19 protein-coding genes are annotated in these 21,409 nt (G+C 59.9%); 12 read left to right on the top strand and 7 right to left on the bottom strand.

Features of this window, described 5'->3' with window-relative positions:
- Positions 1 to 110: 110 nt before the first annotated feature.
- Positions 111 to 512 (bottom strand): ParB N-terminal domain-containing protein, encoded by a 402-nt coding sequence (locus tag NN484_RS21580; RefSeq protein WP_215500109.1) that lies wholly within the window; start codon positions 510 to 512, stop codon positions 111 to 113.
- Positions 513 to 537: 25 nt separating this feature from the next.
- Positions 538 to 1,428 (bottom strand): HpcH/HpaI aldolase/citrate lyase family protein, encoded by an 891-nt coding sequence (locus tag NN484_RS21575; RefSeq protein ID WP_274657837.1) that lies wholly within the window; start codon positions 1,426 to 1,428, stop codon positions 538 to 540.
- Between the two features lie 616 nt (positions 1,429 to 2,044).
- On the opposite strand from NN484_RS21575, the gene NN484_RS21570 reads away from it, so the two are divergent.
- From NN484_RS21570 to NN484_RS21515, 12 genes are all read left to right on the top strand, one after another.
- Positions 2,045 to 3,439 (top strand): Y4yA family PLP-dependent enzyme, encoded by a 1,395-nt coding sequence (locus tag NN484_RS21570; RefSeq protein ID WP_252191448.1) that lies wholly within the window; start codon positions 2,045 to 2,047, stop codon positions 3,437 to 3,439.
- 14 nt (positions 3,440 to 3,453) lie between these two features.
- Entirely contained in the window at positions 3,454 to 4,497 is a 1,044-nt protein-coding gene (locus tag NN484_RS21565) for a PLP-dependent cysteine synthase family protein (protein WP_215500107.1), read from the top strand.
- A gap of 28 nt (positions 4,498 to 4,525) precedes the next feature.
- The gene (locus NN484_RS21560; RefSeq protein ID WP_215500106.1) at positions 4,526 to 5,686 is read left to right on the top strand and encodes an NAD/NADP-dependent octopine/nopaline dehydrogenase family protein; all 1,161 of its coding nucleotides are present in this window, start codon (positions 4,526 to 4,528) and stop codon (positions 5,684 to 5,686) included.
- A 36-nt stretch (positions 5,687 to 5,722) separates the two neighbouring features.
- On the top strand, positions 5,723 to 7,573 hold the full coding sequence (locus NN484_RS21555) for an IucA/IucC family protein (RefSeq protein ID WP_274657836.1): 1,851 nt from the start codon (positions 5,723 to 5,725) through the stop codon (positions 7,571 to 7,573).
- 13 nt (positions 7,574 to 7,586) lie between these two features.
- A complete protein-coding gene (locus NN484_RS21550; protein WP_274657835.1) occupies positions 7,587 to 8,831 on the top strand; it encodes an MFS transporter in 1,245 nt (414 codons plus the stop codon).
- A gap of 14 nt (positions 8,832 to 8,845) precedes the next feature.
- Entirely contained in the window at positions 8,846 to 10,024 is a 1,179-nt protein-coding gene (locus NN484_RS21545; RefSeq protein WP_274657834.1) for an aminotransferase class V-fold PLP-dependent enzyme, read from the top strand.
- Between the two features lie 91 nt (positions 10,025 to 10,115).
- Positions 10,116 to 10,631 carry a sigma-70 family RNA polymerase sigma factor gene (locus NN484_RS21540; RefSeq protein WP_215500102.1) on the top strand — a complete coding sequence of 172 codons (516 nt, stop codon included), beginning with the start codon at positions 10,116 to 10,118 and terminating at the stop codon, positions 10,629 to 10,631.
- Positions 10,632 to 11,609, top strand: coding sequence for a FecR domain-containing protein (locus tag NN484_RS21535; RefSeq protein WP_274657833.1), 978 nt, complete (start codon positions 10,632 to 10,634; stop codon positions 11,607 to 11,609).
- Positions 11,610 to 11,706: 97 nt separating this feature from the next.
- Positions 11,707 to 14,121 carry a TonB-dependent receptor gene (locus NN484_RS21530; protein ID WP_274657832.1) on the top strand — a complete coding sequence of 805 codons (2,415 nt, stop codon included), beginning with the start codon at positions 11,707 to 11,709 and terminating at the stop codon, positions 14,119 to 14,121.
- Positions 14,122 to 14,182: 61 nt separating this feature from the next.
- Entirely contained in the window at positions 14,183 to 15,364 is a 1,182-nt protein-coding gene (locus NN484_RS21525; protein WP_127647425.1) for an ABC transporter substrate-binding protein, read from the top strand.
- A complete protein-coding gene (locus NN484_RS21520; protein WP_127647427.1) occupies positions 15,361 to 16,422 on the top strand; it encodes a FecCD family ABC transporter permease in 1,062 nt (353 codons plus the stop codon). Before NN484_RS21525 ends, NN484_RS21520 begins: the two co-directional genes overlap by 4 nt.
- Positions 16,416 to 17,171, top strand: coding sequence for an ABC transporter ATP-binding protein (locus NN484_RS21515; RefSeq protein ID WP_127647429.1), 756 nt, complete (start codon positions 16,416 to 16,418; stop codon positions 17,169 to 17,171). Before NN484_RS21520 ends, NN484_RS21515 begins: the two co-directional genes overlap by 7 nt.
- Before the next feature lie 34 nt (positions 17,172 to 17,205).
- Here the strand turns inward: NN484_RS21515 and NN484_RS21510 are convergent, their stop codons facing one another.
- From NN484_RS21510 to NN484_RS21490, 5 genes are read right to left on the bottom strand one after another with little or no spacing between them, the layout of a single operon-like run.
- Positions 17,206 to 18,816, bottom strand: a complete 1,611-nt coding sequence (locus NN484_RS21510) for a gamma-glutamyltransferase family protein (RefSeq protein ID WP_274657831.1) — start codon at positions 18,814 to 18,816, stop codon at positions 17,206 to 17,208.
- A gap of 24 nt (positions 18,817 to 18,840) precedes the next feature.
- Entirely contained in the window at positions 18,841 to 18,966 is a 126-nt protein-coding gene (locus tag NN484_RS21505; protein ID WP_274657830.1) for a hypothetical protein, read from the bottom strand.
- A gap of 20 nt (positions 18,967 to 18,986) precedes the next feature.
- A complete protein-coding gene (locus tag NN484_RS21500) occupies positions 18,987 to 19,766 on the bottom strand; it encodes an amino acid ABC transporter ATP-binding protein (protein WP_127647433.1) in 780 nt (259 codons plus the stop codon).
- A gap of 2 nt (positions 19,767 to 19,768) precedes the next feature.
- On the bottom strand, positions 19,769 to 20,545 hold the full coding sequence (locus NN484_RS21495; protein ID WP_064587562.1) for an amino acid ABC transporter permease: 777 nt from the start codon (positions 20,543 to 20,545) through the stop codon (positions 19,769 to 19,771).
- A gap of 11 nt (positions 20,546 to 20,556) precedes the next feature.
- Positions 20,557 to 21,363, bottom strand: coding sequence for an ABC transporter substrate-binding protein (locus NN484_RS21490; protein ID WP_274657829.1), 807 nt, complete (start codon positions 21,361 to 21,363; stop codon positions 20,557 to 20,559).
- Positions 21,364 to 21,409: the final 46 nt, after the last annotated feature.

The raw sequence follows: 21,409 nt of genomic DNA, 5'->3' as shown, positions 1-21,409 counted from the left end.
GACGTGAGGATCCTTTTCAACAAGGGAAAATGGTAATCACTCCTATTGCCAGTCGATCTGCGAAAAAGTATCACCCTCGATGAGATATTTTTGATCGGCCCAGGCCAAACCTAGTCGTACAGGTGCTCCAACGGGATCGCGAGCACCGGCAACGCGGGGTCAAACGCGTGCCGGGTGGTCTTGTACGGAAAGATTTCGCCCCGGGCGATGGTGCTGAAAATCTGCGCCACTTCGAACGCCTGCCCGGTTCGCCAGTGCCGTACGCACACCCGCGGATCGCCGTAATCGAGCTGGATGCACGGCACGCGTTTCAAGCCCAGTTGCAACGCCGCGTTGAAGCGGTGATTGCCGTCCATGACGATACCTTTCGAGCGCTCGACGATGATCGGCTCCAGCCAATGCCCGACCCGAATGATCGACTCGCGCAGGCGCGTCACATTGGCCGGGTCGACGTGCTCCGATTGCAGCACTTCGCACAGCGGCCGCAACGCAATTTGATAACCGTGTTCCATGGTTGAACTCCTGATTCGCCGCGCTTCAGCAAGCATCGGCGCGGACAACAGGCGCGTGCTGACGGGCCAGATCGAGCAGGCGCTGAGCGTGTTCGATCAGCGGCAAATCGACCATTTCACCGTCCACCTGCACCGCATGACTGCCGGTGGCCACGGCTCTCATCACCCGGTCAGCCCAGGCCAGTTGGTGCGAATCCGGCAGGAAGGCGCGCTGCACCGAATCCAGCTGCGCGGGATGGATACACAGCTTGGCGCCGAACCCCAGCGAACGTGCGTAGTGCGAATCCTTGGTGACGACCGCCAAATCATTGATCGCCGGTGTGACCCCATCGATCGGCGCCGGCAGATCTGCCGTGCGCGAAGCCAGCACGATGCGGTTACGGGCGAACAGAAACGCCTCGGGGGTCTGACTGCAGTCGATATCGAGCGAGAAATCCAGCGAGCCGAAAGCCAGCCGCGTCACCCCCGCAATCGCCGCAATCGACTCGACCTGCTGCAACCCCTTGGCGGTTTCGATGATGGCGATGATTTTCAGTGCCGGTTGCCACTCGAGCAGGCGCTCGACCACCGGCGCCAGGGCCTCTGGGCATTCGGCCTTGGGCAGGAAAATACCGTCGCATCGCTCGGGATAGCGCAACTCGTCGAGCCAGGCCAGGTCCTGGCGCAACAGTGGGCTGCTGACGCTGTTGAGGCGGATGTAACGCTCGCAGGCAACCTTCGGCGTGCTCTCCTGCCACGCCCGGATACCCGAGCGGGCAGCCGCTTTGCTGTCCGGGTGCACGGCGTCTTCGAGATCGAGAATGATCGCATCGGGCCCTGCCTCCACGGCTTTGGAAAACCGCTCGGGCCGGTTGCCCGGCACAAACAGGTAGCTGATCGCGAGTGGGGTTTTGCTGCTGAATCGTTCGGATTGCATGGCATAGCTCCTAGACGTGAACCCGTCGTGATTTCTGAAACATTTCCGGCGCCTCAGGCAGCCCATTGGCGTGCCTTTGCGGGCCTTCGCTAAACAATCTCCAAAGCCTTGTTGATCAAGGTATTGAGGCGTTTTTTATCTCGGGGCGAACGCGTCCTTGAGCGTGTAAATACACGTTCATTGATTCGCCGTTCACAGGTCTTTATTCAAAAATATTTGAAAACCTTACTTGATAATCGTTCGTGTTCGCAATATGGTTCACGCCACCAAGAGGAACTATCCTCGCTTCAAAGCACGCAATCAGCACTTCGGGAAATACATGTCAGTGATGTCATTTGAATGCCAGTCACGGGTCATGCACAGGGGATTGACCATCAACTAAGGGTCAATCGGAACATTCGTACAAACCATTATGAAACGGGGTTCTCATGCCACTGCTTTGTGAACCATTTATTACGATAAGTGCCACCTATCCAACTTCAGACATTGCCTGGCATCCGCCGCCGAGTTGTTTAAACCCTCGTTTCTAGCGAGCAAAAAAATACTGCATCCGTCGATAACGATCAGTTGTCGAGAACATCAATGGCGAAACTGTTTTCGACGCCAAGGGTTAACTATGCCTACGACAAATTCACGTGCCGACGAACAAGCAGCAAAAGTTCATCAACCCTGCATGTTAAAACCGCTGATCGACCCGATAATTTCTACATTTATCAATAATTTCCCGGACACACTTGTTGAACTTGTCAAACAACACGGATCACCCTTGAATCTGGTTTGGCCCCATGCCTTTGAATTAAATGCACAGGCCTTGCTGACCGTGTTGAATCAGCACCATCTGCCGGGCGAAATTTTCTACGGTGCCAAGGCCAACAAGTCACACAGCCTGTTGGGTGCGGCAGTCAGCTCGGCTATCGGCGTCGATGTATCGAGCATCCATGAACTGCAAGCGGCGTTACGATCCGGTACGCCCGGGGCAAAAATATGTGCCACAGGCCCGGCCAAGACCGCGGTGTTTCATCAGGCGTTGATCACTGCAGGTTCACTGATTTGCGTCGACTCGCTGGAAGAGTTCGATCACTTGCAACGCGTGATCGACGCGCAATCCCCCCCCGGAAAAGCCAGGGTTTTACTGCGTTACAGACCGAAAAACAGTCTTAAGAGCCGCTTCGGGATGGGCTCGGACGGCATGCTCGAAGCGCTTCAGAGGCTGACCAGACGCACGGATATTTTCCATTTCGAAGGGGTTCATTTTCACCTGGGCGGCTATGGATTCGAGTCCCGCGCACAAGCGTTACGTGAGGTCAGCGGATTCATCGAAGCCGCTCGGGAAATGGGCTTGAGTCCGCGGATGATCGATATCGGTGGCGGCTTGCCGATACGTTATGTCGAGCCGCAAAGTTATGCGCATTTTCTCGAACACGATAATAAGCCGAGCCATTATTACAACCACAAAGTTCCCGAGGCTTATTACCCGTACGGCGGCGAACTGACAGCATCACAATGGCTCGACTTATTGCTCGGCGCCGAACATTCGCCGGGGGTGTCCATCGCCAGCTATTTGAAGCAGCAAAACATAACCCTGGCCCTGGAACCCGGTCGAAGTCTTGTCGATCAAGCGGCGATTTCAGTATTCAGGGTCACCCGTATAAAGCAACTCGCGGACAGCAAAAGCGTTATTTTTGTTGAAGGCAGTAGTTTCAGCGCATGTGAAACCTGGTTCGCCTCCGAATACCTGATTGATCCAATATTGATCAGTTCGCAAGATTCGCCGCGTATTCCGACTCAAGCGTATATCGCAGGCCACAGCTGCCTGGACGACGATGTGATTACTCATCGCCTGATTAACTTTGCGACTGCACCACAGCCCGGTGACTTGCTGATTTACGTCAATACCGCCGGTTATCAAATGGACTTGCTGGAGAACGAGTTTCATCGCCATCCCCTGCCCCGGCGGCTGACGGCGACCTGTTGTACGGAAGGTAACTATAGGTTTTCACCTGACTACTAAAGGGAATCATTGAAATGATATTGAATAAAGTCTCGGATCTTATTGGCAATACGCCAATGTTGGGCATCGATATTCCCGACACCGATGCGCGCTTGTTACTCAAGATTGAAAAGAACAATCCCGGCGGCAGTATCAAAGACCGGATGGCGCGCAACATGGTGTTGGCCGCGCTGAAGTCCGGCCGGCTGAAACCGGGTGGCGTGGTTGTCGAATCGTCCTCAGGCAACACCGGTATCGGGCTGGCCATGGCTGCGGTGGAGTTCGGTTTGCATTTCATCGCGGTGGTTGATCATCACGCCGCCCAGGACAAGATCGCCGTAATGAAAGCGTTGGGTGCCGACATTCGTTTCGTCAAAGGTACCTATCGCGAAGATGAAGTCGCGGTGGTCGAGCGCCAGCAAATGGCAGCCGAACTGGCGGCCGAGATCCCCGGTGCGGTGTTCATGAACCAGTCCGACAACGCGGCCAATGCAGGTGGCTACAGTGATTTTGTGCGCGAAACCATTGGCCAGGCCGAAGGCGTTATCGGCGCCTACGTCGGTTGTGTCGGTACCGGCGGTTCGATGACCGGCATCGCTCGCGGTTTGAAAGTGCACAACCCGGACACCGTTACCGTCGCGGTGGAACCGGCCGGATCGATCGTCTTCGGCCATCCCGGCTATCCCTACTATCAATCGGGCACCGGTACGCCAGCCGGCGACACCGTGGGTCTGGTGCTCGACTACAGCTGCATCGATCTGGGTGTGCAAGTCACCGATTCTCAGGCGTTCGAAACCGCTCGCTACATCGCGCGCAACTTCGCCCTGCTGGTCGGCGGCTCAACCGGAGGGGCGATTTTCAAGGCACTGGAACTGATCCACAAAGGCGTGCTGACCGGCAACGTCGTCGTACCGATTGCCGATGGCGGTGAGAAGTACCTGCACACGGTGTTCGACGACAAATGGCTGCAGGAGCGCGATCTGATTGATCCGGGCATCGCCCCCCAACTGGACATCTGGCTGGGCAAGACACAATGGCTGGAATCTGCTTCCGCACCCCTGCAACTGAGCGTCGCATGACCCTCCCTACACACAGGAACGCCTCACGATGAATCTGTTGAAAGTCGCCATTTGTGGTGGCGGCAGGACCGGCCATCTCAACGCCATCCTGTTCAAGCAGCTGCCCGATGTTCAGGTTTCGATGCTCACCAGCAATCTGGAAATCATCGAACAACACGCCCGTCAGACGCCGATGCAGGCGCTGTTGCCCGACGGTTCGACACTGCAGGCCCGACTGGATCGGGTGACCACCGATGCAAGGATCGCCGTTGAAGATGCCGACATCGTCATCATCACCGTGCCAGCCCATGCCCGACCGCAAACCCTCAGGGATATTGCACCGCATCTGAATGCCAGCAAACCGGTGTACATCGGTGCGATTCCGGGCTTTTGCGGTTTCGACTGGCTGGCCGAAGCCACCCTGCCCGACCGCCCCAACCTGGTGATCTGGGGCATGAAGGATGTGCCGCACACCGCGTTCGAGCTGACGCCGGGGCGGTCGATCAAAATGGGCGGCGGCAAAAGCCAACTGTATGTGGCCACCCATGCCCGGGAGCCGCAAACCGCCCGACGTCAGTTGGAGAAAATACTCACCCGGCTGTACGGCCCCTGCGTGACGCTGCTGGAAAACTATCTGGAAATCACCCTGACGCCGGGCAACCCGATCATGCACAGCTCGGTGATCTATGGGTTGATCGGTCCCTACGGCCAATGGCACCGCAAGATTTTCCCGCAGCGCATGTGCTGGTGGACCGAGTGCCCGGAACTGGGCGCCTATTTCCTCGAACGCATGGATCAGGAAAGCCAGGACCTGTGCGCAGTCATCAGCCAGCGCATGGGCATTGACCTGTCCTCGGTCAAATCGCTGAAACAGGAAATCGTCGAAGCCTACGGCGAGCAGATCCGCGACCCGAGCAGCATGCTCTCGATTCTGCGCACCAATCAGGCTTACAACGACATCCTCGCACCGATGGTGCCCGCTGCCGACAACCGCGCCGGCTATGTGATCGAACGCGAGAGCCGTGCCTTCAACGAAGACGTCGCCTACGGCTTGGTGCTACTGGTGGAAATGGCCAGGCGCTTCGACCTCAAGGTGCCCTATATCGAAGAAGTCCTGCAGTGGAGCGTTGATTACATGCAAGGCCTGCGCGACTCGGCACTCGACTACTTCCCGAGCCACTGGCCACGCATGACAAACGCCGCCGCGTGATCTCTTTATTCACTTTTCGACGAGCAGACCACTGATATGGATGACTTCAAGACACTGATCGCCTATTCGCGCAAAAACGCCATGCGCCGCTTGATCCGCTGCCTTTTTGCAGAAAACATTCTCGACCGCTCGGCCCTGAGCTTCTCCGTGGAGGGCAACCAGGCCACTTACCCGCTCAAGGGCGGCCGCGCGCATCTGGCTTTTTCCGATATCGCCAAAGGCCCGGCCGAGACTGTGGTCAACGACGGCGACGTGGTGCTGGTCACCGACGAAGGCGTACGCCAGATCATCACCAGTCACCAGGACATGCTCGATGTGCTGCGTGACAGTTTCGACTTCGAGCCCACCGACGAAGGTGTGGCCGGGCTCAAGTCAGACATGGAAAACAGCCTGACCAACGACGCGCACGCCCGTCAGCATCGCCAGCACTGGAATGCCCGGCTGCAACAGGCCGCCCGGGAACAGGGCCTCGACAGCTTCACTGACTACCTGCGCCAGCACGCCAAAACCAAAGATGCGGCGATCCTGCTTGATCAGTGGGGTTCGCTGGAAGGTCATCCGTACTACCCGACATGGAAAGCCCGGCCTGGCCTTGGCGATGAGGAAGTCGAACAACTGTCGCCCGAGTTCAACGCGCAAGTGCCGTTGCGTATCGCCTCGTTGCGTGCCGACCACGCCAAAAGCGAGAGCATGCCGCACGTGACCAGTTATCACGACTGGTTCGCCAGCAACTTCCCGGCGCAATGGGAACAATGGAAAGCTTCGCTCAACCGCAAAGGCCTGGACGAGCGCCAGTGGCTACCGTTGCCGATTCACGGCTGGCACTTGCAAGCCTACGTGCTGAAGACCTTCGCGACGGAAATCGAAGAAGGCATTCTGATCACCGACGGCCCGGACATCACCACCCTGCCGACCATGTCCTATCGCACCATGATGCCGCTGCTGGACGACTGTGCACCGCTGATCAAACTGCCAATCGCCGTGTGGATGACCAGCGAACTGCGCAGCCTGCAAGCCAAGTCGATTCACATGGGGCCGCGCATCAGCACGGTGATTACGCGGATTCTGGAAACTGAAAACGGCTTTGACCAGCGACTGGAAATCTTCCCGGAAGAAATCGGCGTGCGCTACAAGAACGCGGTCACTCAAGACGATCATCCGGGCCGCCATCTGTCGGTGGTCTATCGCGCCAGCAAACCTGCGTTCGAGCGCAACGACGATTATCTGCCGATTACCGTGGCATCATTGTTCACCCGTTTGCCGGGCAGCGGTCGTCCGTTGTTCACTGATCTGATCGAACGTGACGGCGTGCGGGCCAGCGCGATCCAGGTGGAAAACTGGTTCCGCGAATATGCCAAAGTGGTCACCCACCCGGTGGTGGCGATCTACCTGATGTATGGCATCGGCCTTGAAGCCCATCAACAGAACACCATGGTGCTGTTCTCCCCCGACGGCATGGCACGCAGCCTGCTGATCCGCGACTTCGGTGATGGCCGTACGTACGCGCCATTGCTGGAAGGCCGGGGTTACAGCCTGCAACCGCATGTACAGCCGGGTATTCTGCCAACGGTGTTCGCGGGGGATATCGAGCCGGTGCGCATGTTTGTGCTCGATGCCGCGTTCCTCACGCATCTGCACGAGATCGCGCTGTGGCTGACCAAGGAATACGACTTGAACAATGCGCGGCTGTGGCAAGTATTGCGCGAGGAAACCGACCTGGCTTTCGAGGCTGTGCGCGATCGTGTCTCGCCGACGTTGTGGGAGGCCGAACACCAGGCGTTCGTCGAAGATCCATGGCCAACCCGCTCGTTGCTGCGCATGCACTTGATGCAATACAGCAACTATCGTTTGCAACACACCCTGACCAACCCGCTCGCTAGCATTTAACCGAGGCAGACTCATGTCCCATGCAGGTGTCATCCAGGGTTCAAGCGTACGAATCCTGATTTATCTTCTATTTGCGATCCAGCTGGTATCGATGGGCGCCATGGAAATGAGCGGGCCGTTCTGGCCTGTCCACCTGCGTGGGCTGACGACGTCCGAGTCGCTTTTCAGCTTCGCCAGCATTGCCGTGTACGTCGGGCCGATGCTGGGCATTATTCTGACCAGTGCACTCTGGGGCCGTATCGGTGACCGTTACGGCCACAAGTTGATGATGATCCGTGCCCTCGCCGGTTTGTCGTTGACCCAACTTGGGCTGGCCTTGTTCAGTGACATCTGGGTCATTCTGATCCTGCGTTTCCTGCAAGGCGCTTTCGCCGGCTACATCGCCCCGGCGCAGGCCTATGGCGTGAGCATCGAAGCCCCTTCGCGGCGGGCTCGACTGTTTGCCATCCTGCAGATTTCGACCAACGTCGGCTCGTTGCTCGGTGCCGTGGTCGGCGGCTTGATCCTTGATTACGCGACGTTCTTCTGGATCAACATCATCGCCTCGGCGCTGTGTGCGGTGTGCACCGTGATCGCCGCCGTGACCTTGCCGGACGTCCCGCCGGTGAAGAAAACCCCGGTCACCGACAAGGCCATCCCTGCCGACCGTTCAGGCAGCCCCTGGCAAGGCTCGCCGCTGCTGCCGCTGCTCGGTGTGATGGGCATTCTGTTGCTCGCGCGGATGCTGCCGCAGACCTCCTTCTCGCTGTATGTCAGCTCGGTGTTCGAGGTCAGCAACTCGGTGGTCGGCTTGTGCTACGGCCTGCTGGCGCTGGGTTTCATTCTGTCAGCCACGGCCTGGTCGCGTTATTTCGAACACCGCAGCCAACAGGAAACCCTGCATCGCCTGACTTACGTCGTACTGGGTTGCATCGCCCTGACGGGCGTGGCGGGCATCACGCGCAATCCGGTGATGTTCGTCACTGTCTACTTCATCTGGGGCGTATTGCTGGGCGCGACGACGCCGGTGTTGATGGCGCTGATCTCGAAAACCGCTGACAGCTCACAGCAAGGTCACGTACTGGGAATTGCCCAGGGCACGGCGCAATTTGCTTCCATTGCAGGGATTTCAGCCGGTGGTCTGCTCAGTCAGGTCTACGGCTTGCAGTACACCTATCTCTTCGTTTGCCTGGCCTACGTGGTGGCGCTGATCCCGATTGTCGCGCTGCGTTACCGGCCTGCGGTCCTGCAACCGAGTCCGGCCCCGCCCGGGGACTGATCAAGGAGTAGCCTTTGAACATTGAACAACTGCGTGCCGATACACCCGCCGTCGCGCAACTGATCCACTTCAACAATGCGGGCGCGGCGCTGATGCCCACGCCGGTCATCGAGACCATGACCCGCCACATTCAGCTCGAAGCGAGCCTGGGCGGGTATGAAGCGGCCGCAGCGCGGTCAACCGAAGTGGACAATGTCTATGGCGCCATTGCGCGGTTGATCAACGCGCAACCCGATGAAATCGCGGTGATCGAAAACGCCACTCGTGCCTGGGACATGGCGTTCTATTCGCTGCCGTTGCAACCCGGTGATGTGGTGCTGACCTCAACCACCGAATACGCCGGCAATTACATTCCTTACCTGCAATTGAAGCAGCAGCGCGGCATCGAGATTCGCGTCATTGCCAATGACGAACACGGCCAGGTCTCGTTATCGGCCCTCAAGGAGATGCTCGACGATGATCGGGTTGCACTGATCTCTCTGCCCGTGATCGCCACTAACGGCGGGCCAGTGCAACCCATCGAACAGATTGGCGCCCTCGCCCGCGCTGCCGGCGTGCTGTTTCTGCTGGATGCTTGCCAGGGTGTCGGGCAGATGCCGATCGATGTGCAGAAAATCGGTTGTCACATGCTCGCAGCCACCAGCCGCAAATACTTGCGCGGGCCGCGCGGTGCGGGATTTCTGTATGTTGAACGAGCGCTGTGTCAAAGCCTGGAACCGGCGTTTCTCGATCTGCATGCGGCGTCTTTGCAAACCGCTGATACGTTCAATATCCGCCCCGACGCGCGGCGTTTCGAAAACTGGGAATGCAATGTGGCCGCCAAGCTGGGCCTGGGGGCCGCGGTGGAATATGCGCTGGCTCAAGGTATCGAACCAATCTGGTTGCGGATTCAGCATCTGGCGCAATATCTGCGCCAGCGACTGGCGGACATTCCGGGCGTCACGCTGCGAGACTTGGGCGCGGTCAAATCCGGCATCGTGACCTTCACTCATCGCGATAGCAGCGCGCTGCAGGTACAGCAATGGTTGGCGGCTCAGGGGAAACGCATCAACGTCTCAACCTCGACCTTTCGTTCAACCCTGCTCGACATGCAACACCGAGACTTGCTGGCAGTCAGTCGCGCGTCCCTTCATGCGTATAACACCGAGGCAGAAATCGACGTGATGATTGCCGCCCTGCGCCAACGGCCATGAGTCTGAACAGGACACCAATCGGCGCTTGCGTCATAGCCAGTTTGTAAACTAGCATTGGGAATACTTCTCAATTGCATGAAAATCTGCAGCCATGAGCCAAACCCTTCCCGCGAATAACGACAATCACCTGCGCGCGATCGAAGCCCTGTACAGCGGCCATCACGGCTGGCTGTACGCGACGCTGAGAAAAAAGCTGGGGAACGCCATGGATGCGGCGGATCTGGCGCAGGACACCTTCACCCGTATCCTCGCGTCGCAGGTCACCGTCATCGAGCAACCGCGCGCGTACCTCAGCTGCGTCGCCAAGGGCATTCTGGTCAACTGGTATCAGCGCAAAGCGCTGGAACGCGCTTATCTGGACGCCCTCGCCCATGTGCCCGCACCCGAGGTGCCTTCGCCGGAATTGCGCTTCATGGTGCTGGAGACCCTGCACGAAATCGACGCGATGCTCGATGCGCTGCCGCCGCTGGTCAAGCGTGCCTTCCTGCTGTCGCAGATCAGCGGCCTGAAATACGACGACATCGCCGAACAACTGGGGGTCTCGCTGATCACCGTCAAACGCTACATGAAGCAAGCCTTCGTGCAATGTCTGCTGCTGGTGGAGTGAGTGCTCACCCGACGCAATACGCCGCCCCCCGCTCAGCAGGCCCTTGAAGAAGCGGCCGACTGGCTGATCCGCCTGAGTGAAGGTGAACTCAGTGACGCTGAACGAGCCGAATGGGAATACTGGAAATCCAGCACGCCCGAGCGCAGCCGTGCCTGGGCGCGGGCGCAGCTGTTGCAGAACAAACTCGGGGGGCTGCCCCCGTCGCTGGCGATGTCGGCGCTTGATCGCCCCAACAGCCCGGAACGCCGCGCCGCGCTGGGCAAACTGGCGATGATCCTGGCGATTCTGCCCGCCGGCTGGGGCAGTTGGAAACTGGCAGAGTCCCAACAATGGTCGGCGGACTATCGCACCGCTGTCGGTCAACGTCGCGAACTGACCCTGGCGGACGGTTCGAAAATCACCCTCAACACCGACAGTGCCATCGACGTTCTGTTCGACGCCAGTCAACGCCACATCCATCTGCGCGAAGGCGAAATACTGGTGCAGACCGCGCCGGACAACTCACCGTCGCGGCGGCCCTTTCTGGTCAGCACCCGCCAGGGCCGAATGCAAGCGCTGGGCACGCGCTTCACGGTTCGCGAACTGCAACCACGCACTCACCTTGCCGTGCTCGAAGGCGCCGTAAAGGTAGAACTGGCCGACAACCGCCAGGGAACACCGTTGATCATCAATGCCGGCCAACGTACGGATTTTTCATCCCGCACGTTCGGACAGGTCAGCACCGCCGACCGCAACGTCGGCGCCTGGACGCAAGGCATGCTGATGGCCGACAAGATGCGTCTGGCTGATTTCGTCGGCGAACTGACACGCTATCGCCGCGGGTTCGTGCGCCTGGATCCGGCGATTGCCGACCTGCGCATTTCCGGTGCCTACCCCATCAGCGACAGCCAGCGCACCTTGAACATGCTCGCGCAAACCTACCCGATCCTCGTCAGCGGCCATCTGAATGGTTTCTGGATCATGCTTTCCCCTGCCTGAACCGAAAAAAAATCGCCTGACCGGTGATACTTTTTTTGATCTCGACTGGCTATTGGGGAGAAGAACTCTACCGCCCTGTTCATAGGTCCACTCATTCATGCCTGCTGCACGCCATCTGCGTCCGGATCGCCCGCTCAAACCCGTTATTCGCAGTGCGTTGCTCAGCCTTGTCCTGACCGGAGTCGTCAGCCCGCTTGTCCTGGCCGGTGCGCCGCTGCAACTGGACGCTGTTGCGATCCGTGCCTACGACATTCCTGCGGGGCCGCTGGGTGCGACCCTGTCGAGTGTTGCCGTGGACGCCGGCATAGCCCTGTCGTTCCAGCCATCGTTGACCGAAGGTCTGAGCAGCCCTGCGCTGGTCGGCAGGTTTTCGCCCCGACAAGCCGTCGATCGCCTGCTGCAAGGCAGTGGCCTGGACATGGTGCTGCGCAGCGACGGCAGCTACACGCTGATACAGCGTCAGCTGATGCTGGACGAAACGGCAGTCATCGGTACCGACAAACGCAGCGACGCCTTGCCGCCGGTTTACGCCGGTGGCCAGGTGGCCAATGGCGGGCGCCTGGGGATCCTGGGCAATACCGATGTGATGGACGCGCCTTTCAGCGTCAGCACCTACACCTCGACTCTGATCAAGGATCAACAGGCGGTGACCGTTGGCGATGTCCTTGAGCGCGACTCTTCGGTGCGCTCCACGGGGCAGACCGGGGGTATCGTCGATTCGTTTTTCATCCGTGGCTTTCCGGTCGGTGAAGGCAATCTGGGTGAACTGGCATTCGACGGCGTATACGGCGTAGCGCCCAACTACCGGGTGTTCACCGAGTACGCCGAACGCATCGAGTTGGTCAAAGGCCCCGGTGCCCTGCTCTATGGCATGTCGCCGAACAACGCGGTCGGCGGCGTGATCAACGTGGTGCCCAAGCGTTCCCTCGATGACGACCTGACCCGGTTCACCGCCAGCTACGGCATGAGTTCGCAACTCGGTGGCCACCTCGACGTCAGTCGCCGCTTTGGCGAGGAACGCCGTTTCGGCGTGCGCCTCAATGGCAGCACGCAACTGGGCGACACCGCCGTCGATGATCAATCGCGTAAAGTCCAGATCGGCGCCCTGTCCCTCGATTACCAGGGTGAGCGTTTGCGCACCGGCCTCGACTGGCTCAATCAGGAGGAACGCTTCGACGCCGCCTCGCGGCCCTTTCTGATCGCCCCGGGCGTGGACATTCCCCCAGCGGCCAATGGCCGGGTCAATGTGAGCCAGGCATGGGGCTGGTCGCGAACCCGTGACCAATCCGCGCTGCTCATCGGCGAATACGACCTGAGCGACGCACTGACGGTGTTCGCCCATGCGGGCGGTGGCAAATCGGATGTCGCGCGGATGTCCGACCAGACACCGACCATCGTCAACGCCGCCGGCGATACGTCGTCGATTCCCGGCTATTACAAGTTTGAAGTCGAACGCTACACCGTCGACGCCGGCGCACGTCTGCGATTCGACACCGGGCCGATCAGCCATCGCACGTCCCTGCAAGTCAGCCGTTATCACGATGCGCTGTCACGCGGGATCAATTCCGGCGCGCCGATCCTGTCGAACATCTATCACCCGGTCGATCGGCCACAACCCTACATCCCCAAACCGGACACACCGAAAGTGTCCGAGACTGAACTGACCGGCGTTGCACTGGCTGACACGCTGTCGGTGCTCGATGACCGGGTGCAAGTGACCCTCGGTGTGCGTCAGCAAAACATCAAGTCCGACAATTACAACGCCGCCGGCGTGGTCACCACGTCCTACGACGATGGCCGGGCCACGCCGCTCTATGGCGCGGTGATCAAGCCTTGGGACCACGTTTCTTTCTACTACAACTACATCGAAGGCCTGAGCAAGGGCGACATTGCGCCGTCCACCGCCTCGAACGCCGGCGAGATCTTCGCCCCTTACATTTCCCGTCAGCACGAACTGGGGGTCAAGGCCGACTACGGCACCTTCACTTCCACACTCTCGCTGTTCCAGATCACCAAACCGAGCGGCGAACTGGCTGGCGGGGTGTTTTCGGTGCAGGGCGAACAACGCAATCGCGGCCTGGAGCTGAACGTGTTCGGTGAAGTCGCCCCCGGCACACGACTGCTCGGTGGCGTGACCCTGCTCGATGCGCAACTGAGCAAAACGTCGGTGGCGGGCAACCGCGGCAATAAACCGGTTGGCGTCCCTGAAGTACAAGCCAACCTGTGGGCCGAATGGGACACCTCGTGGCTCGAAGGCCTGACGCTGACCGGGGGAGCGATCCATACCGGCAGCCAGTACGTCAATCAAGCCAACACGCAGAAGCTCGATGACTGGACCCGCTTCGATGTCGGCGCACGCTACACCACGCGCATCGACGACCGACCGACCACGTTTCGCGCCACCGTGCAAAACGTGTTCGATCACGAGTACTGGTCGGGCGTCGCCTCCTACGGCGCGTTCTCTCAGGGCTCACCGCGCACTTTATTACTGTCGGCAACTGTCGATTTCTGAAACGTTCAGCCGGGCGGTGGCGTAAGCCGTTGGCCGATCTGACATTGCAAAGGCTTTGACCATGGTGATTGTTGATCGACGCAGCTACGCACTGGCGGCGCTGCTACTGGCAGGACTGCTGGGTCTGTCTACCCTGGTACCGCGCGCTGTACACGCCGCCGAGGTGGACGCGGCGCGTACCGAGGTGACTGATTTGCTGGGGCGCAAGGTCAAGGTTCACCTGCCGGTCCGACGCGTGATTCTTGGCGAAGGACGGCAGTTGTATCTGGTCGCCGCTCTCGACACGCAAAATCCCATTGAGCGCATCGTCGGTTGGCGCAAGGACCTGATCCAGTCGGACCCGGATACCTACAACGCCTATCGGCGCAAATTCCCGCAGATCGCCAAAATCCCCACCTTCGGCGGCTTTGAAGACGGCACCTTCGACATCGAGCAGGCGATCTCGCAGCGCCCTGACGTGATCATCCTCAATATCGAGGCACAGCACGCCACTGAAGATGCGCGCTACATCGAAAAGCTCGACGCGCTGGGCATTCCCGTGGTGTACGTCGACTTTCGCAACAACCCGATGCAGAACACCGAACCGACCATGCGTCTGTTCGGCCAACTGTTCGGCAAGGAACAACGCGCGCAAGCGTTCATCGACTTTCGCAACCAGCAGATTCACCGCGTGACCGACGTCATCGAAAAACAGCACCCGCCGCGTCCCGACGTATTCATCGAGCGCATCGGCGGTTACACCGACGATTGCTGCCTGAGTTTCGGCAACGAGAACTTCGGTCTGTTCGTCGAGATGGCCGGCGGCAACAACATCGCCCGGCGCATCATCCCGACCACGTTCGGCCAGTTGAATCCCGAGCAAGTGATCGTCGCCAACCCGGCCCACGTGGTGGTCACCAGTGCCAATTGGGAAGCGTTTGCCCCAGGCGGGCACTGGGTTGGCGTGGGGCCTGGCGCGGACATGAATCAGGCGCGAAAAAAACTCGCCTGGTACACCCGGCGCCCGGCCTACGCCGGCATCAAGGCTCAGGACACTCAGGCTTTTCACGCCATCTGGCATCAGTTCTACAACAGTCCGTATCAGTTCGTGGCCATCCAGCAACTGGCGAAATGGTTCCACCCCGACCTGTTCGCCGATCTCGATCCGGACGCCTCGTTCCGCGAACTGCATGAGCGTTTTCTGCCGGTGCCCTATGAGTCCGGCTACTTCGTCAGCTTGCGTTCGCCTGAGGTCAAACCATGAGTTCGTTGACTGACGCGGTGGTTGTACAGCGCGAGGCCTATCGTCGCCTGGTGCTGCGCAAACGCCTGATCCTGGCGGCGCTGGTGCTCCTGTTGTTGTGCAGTGTGTTGCTCGACCTGGCGCTGGGGCCGGCGCGTTACAGCCTGAGCGAAGTCCTCGGTGCGCTGATTGCACCGGACAGCGCCTCGCCGCAGGTACGCGTGGTGATGTGGGATATTCGCCTGCCGGTGGCGCTGATGGCCGTCGCCGTTGGTGCAGCGTTGTCGCTGGCAGGTGCACAGATGCAGACCATCCTCAACAACCCGCTGGCCAGTCCATTCACACTGGGCATTTCCGCAGCCGCCGGTTTCGGCGCGGCCTTGGGGTTGGCCTTCGGTGTTGCGCTGTTTCCGCTGGCGGCGCAATTCATGGTGCCGCTCAATGCGTTCATCATGGCCATGCTTTCGGCGCTGCTGATTCATTTTCTGAGCATGCGTCGCGGCGTCACGGCTGAAACCATCGTGCTGCTTGGCATCGCACTGGTGTTCACCTTCAACGCACTGTTGGCCCTGGTGCAGTTCTTCGCCACCGAGCAAGCCGTGGCGGCGGTGGTGTTCTGGACCATGGGCAGCCTGACCAAGGCTACCTGGCCGAAACTCGGGGTAATCTGCGTGGTGATCCTGATCACTCTGCCGATTTTTGCCAAACGCGCCTGGGCCTTGACCGCCCTGCGCCTTGGCGATGACAAAGCCGCCAGTTTCGGCATCAACGTGCGCAGCCTGCGCTTTCAGACGCTGATCATGGTCAGCCTGCTCGCCTCGTTTCCCGTGGCATTCGTCGGCACTATCGGCTTCATCGGTCTGGTCGGCCCTCACATTGCCCGCATGCTGATTGGCGAAGACCAGCGATTCTTCCTGCCGGCCTCGCTGCTGACGGGCGCGCTGATTCTGTCAGCCAGCTCCGTGGTCAGCAAAACCCTGATCCCCGGCGCGATCTTTCCCATCGGCGTGGTCACTTCGCTGATTGGCGTGCCGTTTTTCATATCTTTGATTCTTGGCGGGAAGAAAAACTCATGGTGAGGCTGCAACTGGACAATCTCGGCGCCCGTTACGGTCAGCGCGAGATCATTAACGATGTATCTTCAACCATGTTTTTCGGTGGTCAGGTGGTTGCCGTGGTCGGCCCCAACGCCGCCGGCAAATCCACACTGTTCAAGCGCATGGCCGGGCTGATCGACGGCCCCGGGCAGGTCATTCTGCAGGACTCGAAAAAAGGCCAGGCAGGCATCAGCTATATGCCGCAGGGGCTCAATGCCAGTGCGCGGTTGACGGTCTATGAATCCGTGTTGCTGGCACGCAAGCAGTTGACGCCGGGGTGGGTCGTGCGCGATGACGAGTTGCACCTGGTAGACGACATTCTCGCGGCGCTGGGCATCAGCGATCTGTCCTTTCGCAACCTGGGTGAACTCAGTGGCGGGCAACAGCAGTTGGTGTCCATCGCACAGACGCTGGTGCGCGAGCCGGAAATCCTGCTGATGGACGAGCCCACCAGCGCCCTCGACATGCACCGCCAGGTGCAGGTGCTGGACTTCATGCGCACGCTGGCCCGCCAACGCCAGGTCATCGTGTTCATCGCCATCCATGACCTGAACCAGGCGCTGCGATTTGCCGATCAGGTGCTGGTCATCGCTGGCGGGACCACACAGGGCAGCGGCCCCAGCAGCGAAGTCATTACTGAGCGGATGCTGCGTGACGTGTACAAGGTTCAGGCACGTATCGAGCAGTGCAGTCGCGGGATGCCTCATATACTGATCGACGATGTTGTTTGAAGATCAAGCCTCCACGGGTGAGGCCTATCTGTCCTCACCACACCGCAATATGCGAATCCGCCCTCGGCTCAGTTCCGCCACACAGCACGCCAGTCACCGGGTCACGCAGAATGATCTGCCCTCTGCCGTAATCCGTCAGGTCACTGGCGATCTGCACCTCATGCCCGCGACGTGCCAGTGCATTGGCCAGATCCCTTGAGGCGCCCTGCTCGATGCCGACCTTCATGCCGCCCAGCCATTGCCAGCGCGGCGCGTCCAGTGCTGACTGCGGGTTCAGGCCGAAATCCACCAGGTTCATCACCATCTGCACATGGCCTTGGGGCTGCATGTAGCCGCCCATCACGCCGAACGGCCCAAGCGCCTGACCGTCCTTGGTGAGGAAGCCGGGAATGATCGTGTGGAAGGTCTTCTTGCCCGGGGCCAGTGCGTTGGCGTGCTCAGGATCAAGGCTGAATTCCTGCCCGCGATTTTGCAGGGCAATGCCGCTGTCAGGCAGCACCACGCCCGAGCCAAAGCCGTGGTAATTGCTCTGAATGAACGAGACCATATTGCCTTGCCCGTCGGCCGTGGCCAGATACACCGTGCCACTGGCGTGAGGATCGCCCGGTTTCGGCGGCTGGGCCTGTTCGCCGATCTGTTCACGGCGACGAGCGCTGTAGTCATCGCTCAACAAATCGGCCACGACCACCCGCATGTGCAGCGGATCGGTGATGTAGTGCAGGCCATCGCTGTAGGCCAGTTTCATCGCCTCCAGTTGACGATGCCAGGTCTGCTGGCTGTCACGGTGATCAAAGTCGAAGCCTTCAAGAATCTTCAGCGCCATCAACGCAACCAGTCCCTGCCCGCTCGGTGGGATTTCCCAGACATCCACGCCCCGGTAATTGACGTGGATCGGCTCTACCCATTGCGCGCGGTAATGTGCCAGATCCGTGGCACGCAGATAGCCGCCGGTAGCCCGAGAATGCGCATCCAGGCGTTGCGCCAGCGCGCCGCGATACAGGCTCTCACAGCGGCTCGCCGCCAACTCTTCAAGGGTGCGCGCCTGCGCCGGGTTACGGAACAGCTCCCCTGCCTTGGGTGCGCGACCGTCAATCAAAAAGGTGTCGAACCAGGCCTGCAGTACTTCATCGCGATGGGGACCGAATTCATCCAGCGCGATCTGCCACTGATGGGCAACCACCGGCGACAGCGGAAAACCGTCTCTGGCCAGACTGATCGCCGGCTGCAGCAAATCGGCGAACGGCAGCACGCCAAAACGTTGCGACAGCTCGGCCCAGGCCGATGGGCAACCCGGCACCGTCACCGGCGTCCAGCCATACAGCGGCATCTGCTCATGACCGGCCGCCTTGACCGCTTCGATGCTCAGACTGGCCGGGGCATGGCCGTTGGCGTTAAGGCCATGCAACTGATCCTTGAACCAGACCAGAGCAAACGCATCGCCGCCCAGGCCACAGCCCGTAGGTTCGACCACGGTCAGCGCCGCCGCCGTGGCGATGGCGGCGTCAATCGCATTGCCACCCTTTTGCAGCATCTCGATGCCGGCCTGAGCAGCCAGCGGCTGGGACGCCGCGACCATGCCGCGACGGGCAAACACGCTTTGGCGTTGCGATGGATAGGGATACTCGTGAGCGGAGAATTTCAACATGGCAAAGGCTCTTCAAAACGGGATTCATTGACCGGACTTGATCCGGTTCCATTCGCGGGTGATCAGGCGCTGGAAGTTTTCCGGCGGTCTTTCTCGAAGTTCTTCAACGTGTCGGGGCCACGGCGTCGCGAACACACTCGATAAACGCATCGTCGATTTCCTTGTGAAGTTCACAGCACGCGGCTGAGAAAGGCTTGAGTACGGGGATGAACGGGACGGCTGAAAATCTGTTCCGGCGGGCCTTGTTCGATCAGTTCGCCCTGATCAAGCACCACCACCCGGTCGGCCACTTCACGGGCAAAACCCATTTCATGGGTGACCACGACCATGGTCATGCCCTCCTCGGCCAGCTCCTTCATGACCTGCAGCACCTCGCCGACGGTTTCCGGGTCGAGGGCGCTGGTGGGTTCGTCGAACAGCATCGCCTGGGGTTTCATCGCCAGCGCCCGGGCGATCGCCACCCGTTGCTGCTGGCCGCCGGAGAGCATCGAGGGGTAATGGCTGGCCTTGTCCGCCAGTCCAACCCGTTTTAGCAGTGCTTGGGCCTGCTCCAGCGCAGCCTGGCGCGATACGCCCAACACCTGAATCGGCGCTTCGATGATGTTTTCCAGGGCGGTCATGTGCGGGAACAGGTTGAAGCGCTGGAACACCATGCCGATGTCGCGGCGCTGGCGAGCGATGTTGCGCTCGGAATCGCGCACCAGGCTGCCGTCCGCCCGGGTGCGATAGCCCATGGGCCGGCCGCTGACCCGAATCTCCCCGGACTGAATGTCTTCGAGCAGGTTGATGCAGCGGATAAACGTGGTCTTGCCCGAGCCCGAAGCACCGATCAGCACCACCACTTCACCGCGCCGCACTTGCAGGGAAATGCCCTTGAGAATCTGCAGATCGCCGAAGGACTTGTGAATGTTCAGCGCCTCGATGATCAGCTCGTCGCTTTGATGCGCCATGATTAACGTCCCCTCAGCAGTTTCAGGGTGCTGCGACCGAACATCCGGCTGGACGCCGGCGGCGGCGCGGAAGGTCTGTCCGACTGGCCGAAACGATGCTCCAGCCAGCGCTGAAAGAAGCCCCACAGCGTGGTGAGCAGCAGGAAATAGATCGCCACCACCAGGTACAACTCGAACACCCGAAAGGTCGCCGAGGTGACCATCTGCGTGCTGAGCAACAGCTCCTGCACACCGATCACACTGACCAGCGTGGTGTTTTTCAGCATCACGTTAAACTCGTTGCCCAGCGGCGGCACGATCACCCGGAAGGCCTGTGGCAGCACGATGCGCCGCATCAGTTTGGCGAAGGTCATGCCCAGTGAACGTCCGGCCTCGTACTGGCCCTTGTCCACGGCGCCGATCCCGGCACGAATGATCTCGGCCATGTACGCGCCTTCGTTGAGGCCCAGGGCGATAATCGCGGCCTGGATGTTGCCGGGGATCACCAGCCCGAACAGTTCAATGTCTTCAAAGCGAAAAATCCCGCCGGCCGCCAGTGCCGTGTAGAGGAAAACGATTTGCACCAGCAACGGCGTGCCCCGCATCAGCCACACGTAAAAGCGCACCGGCAGATGCAGCAAAGGGTTCTTCGACAAGCGCAACAGCGCGGCGGCCAGGCCCAGAACACAGCCCAATAACATCGCCAACACGCTGATCAGGCAGGTCAACCAGAGCCCGGTGAGGTACACCCCGCTGGGCTGCAACAGATACTGCCAGAACACATCCCAATTGAAGTTCATCAACGCTTACCTCAATCGAGTGTGTCGCTGGCGACGTGCCATTTACTCAGGAGCTGGTTGTAGCTGCCGTCGCTGCGCATGTCGGTGATGACCTGCTGCACGGCGGCGCTCAGTTGCGGATCGTCCTTGCGAATGCCCAGGCCGGTGAGAATCCGGCTGAAGGCCGGCACGCCTTCTTCGAACAGGTCCGGGGCCATCGCGGCGTAATAACCGGCGGTTTCGACCGTGGTGCCGTAAGCGTCGACCTGTTTGATACGCAAGGCCTGGAAGGCATCGGTGTCAGTGTTGTAGACCACCAGTTTCATTGGTGGCTTGCCGGCCTTGGTCAGGCTTTCGTTCTCGGTGTCGAGCAAGGTCTTGATGGTCGAGCCGTTGAGTACCGCGATCTTGTGTCCGCTGAGGTCCGTCAGGGTCTTGAGCGCCTTCGGATTGCCCTTCGGCACGACGACCGCCTGACTGGAATACATGTAGTTGACGATATCGATCACCTCGCGGCGCTCGGGCTTGTCGAACAACTGGTCGACGATCATGTCGCATTGTTTGGCGAGCAACGCCGGGAGCAATCCGGAGAACGGAATCACCCGCCAATCGACTTTTTTGTCGCCCAAACGCTTGGCGATTTCCAGCCCGAGGTCGACGGTCAGGCCCTTGGGTTTTTGCGCTTCATCGAAGGACACCAGCGGCGGTGAATCCATGCCCGAGCAATAAGTGAGTTTGTCGACCTTGACCATGCGCTCCGGCACCGTGGGTGCGGCAACCGCCCACTGCGTACAGAGTCCCAGGGAAATTGCAGCCAGTAACAGGCGAGACGTATGCATGACCAGACACTCCAGTTCGGTTAGTAACGGGGCAGTACTCAACGTC

This window comes from Pseudomonas serboccidentalis, assembly GCF_028830055.1.
GTDB lineage: Bacteria > Pseudomonadota > Gammaproteobacteria > Pseudomonadales > Pseudomonadaceae > Aquipseudomonas > Aquipseudomonas serboccidentalis.
Note: the sequence above shows the minus strand (reverse complement) of the source record. Positions and strands in the feature narration are given on the sequence as shown.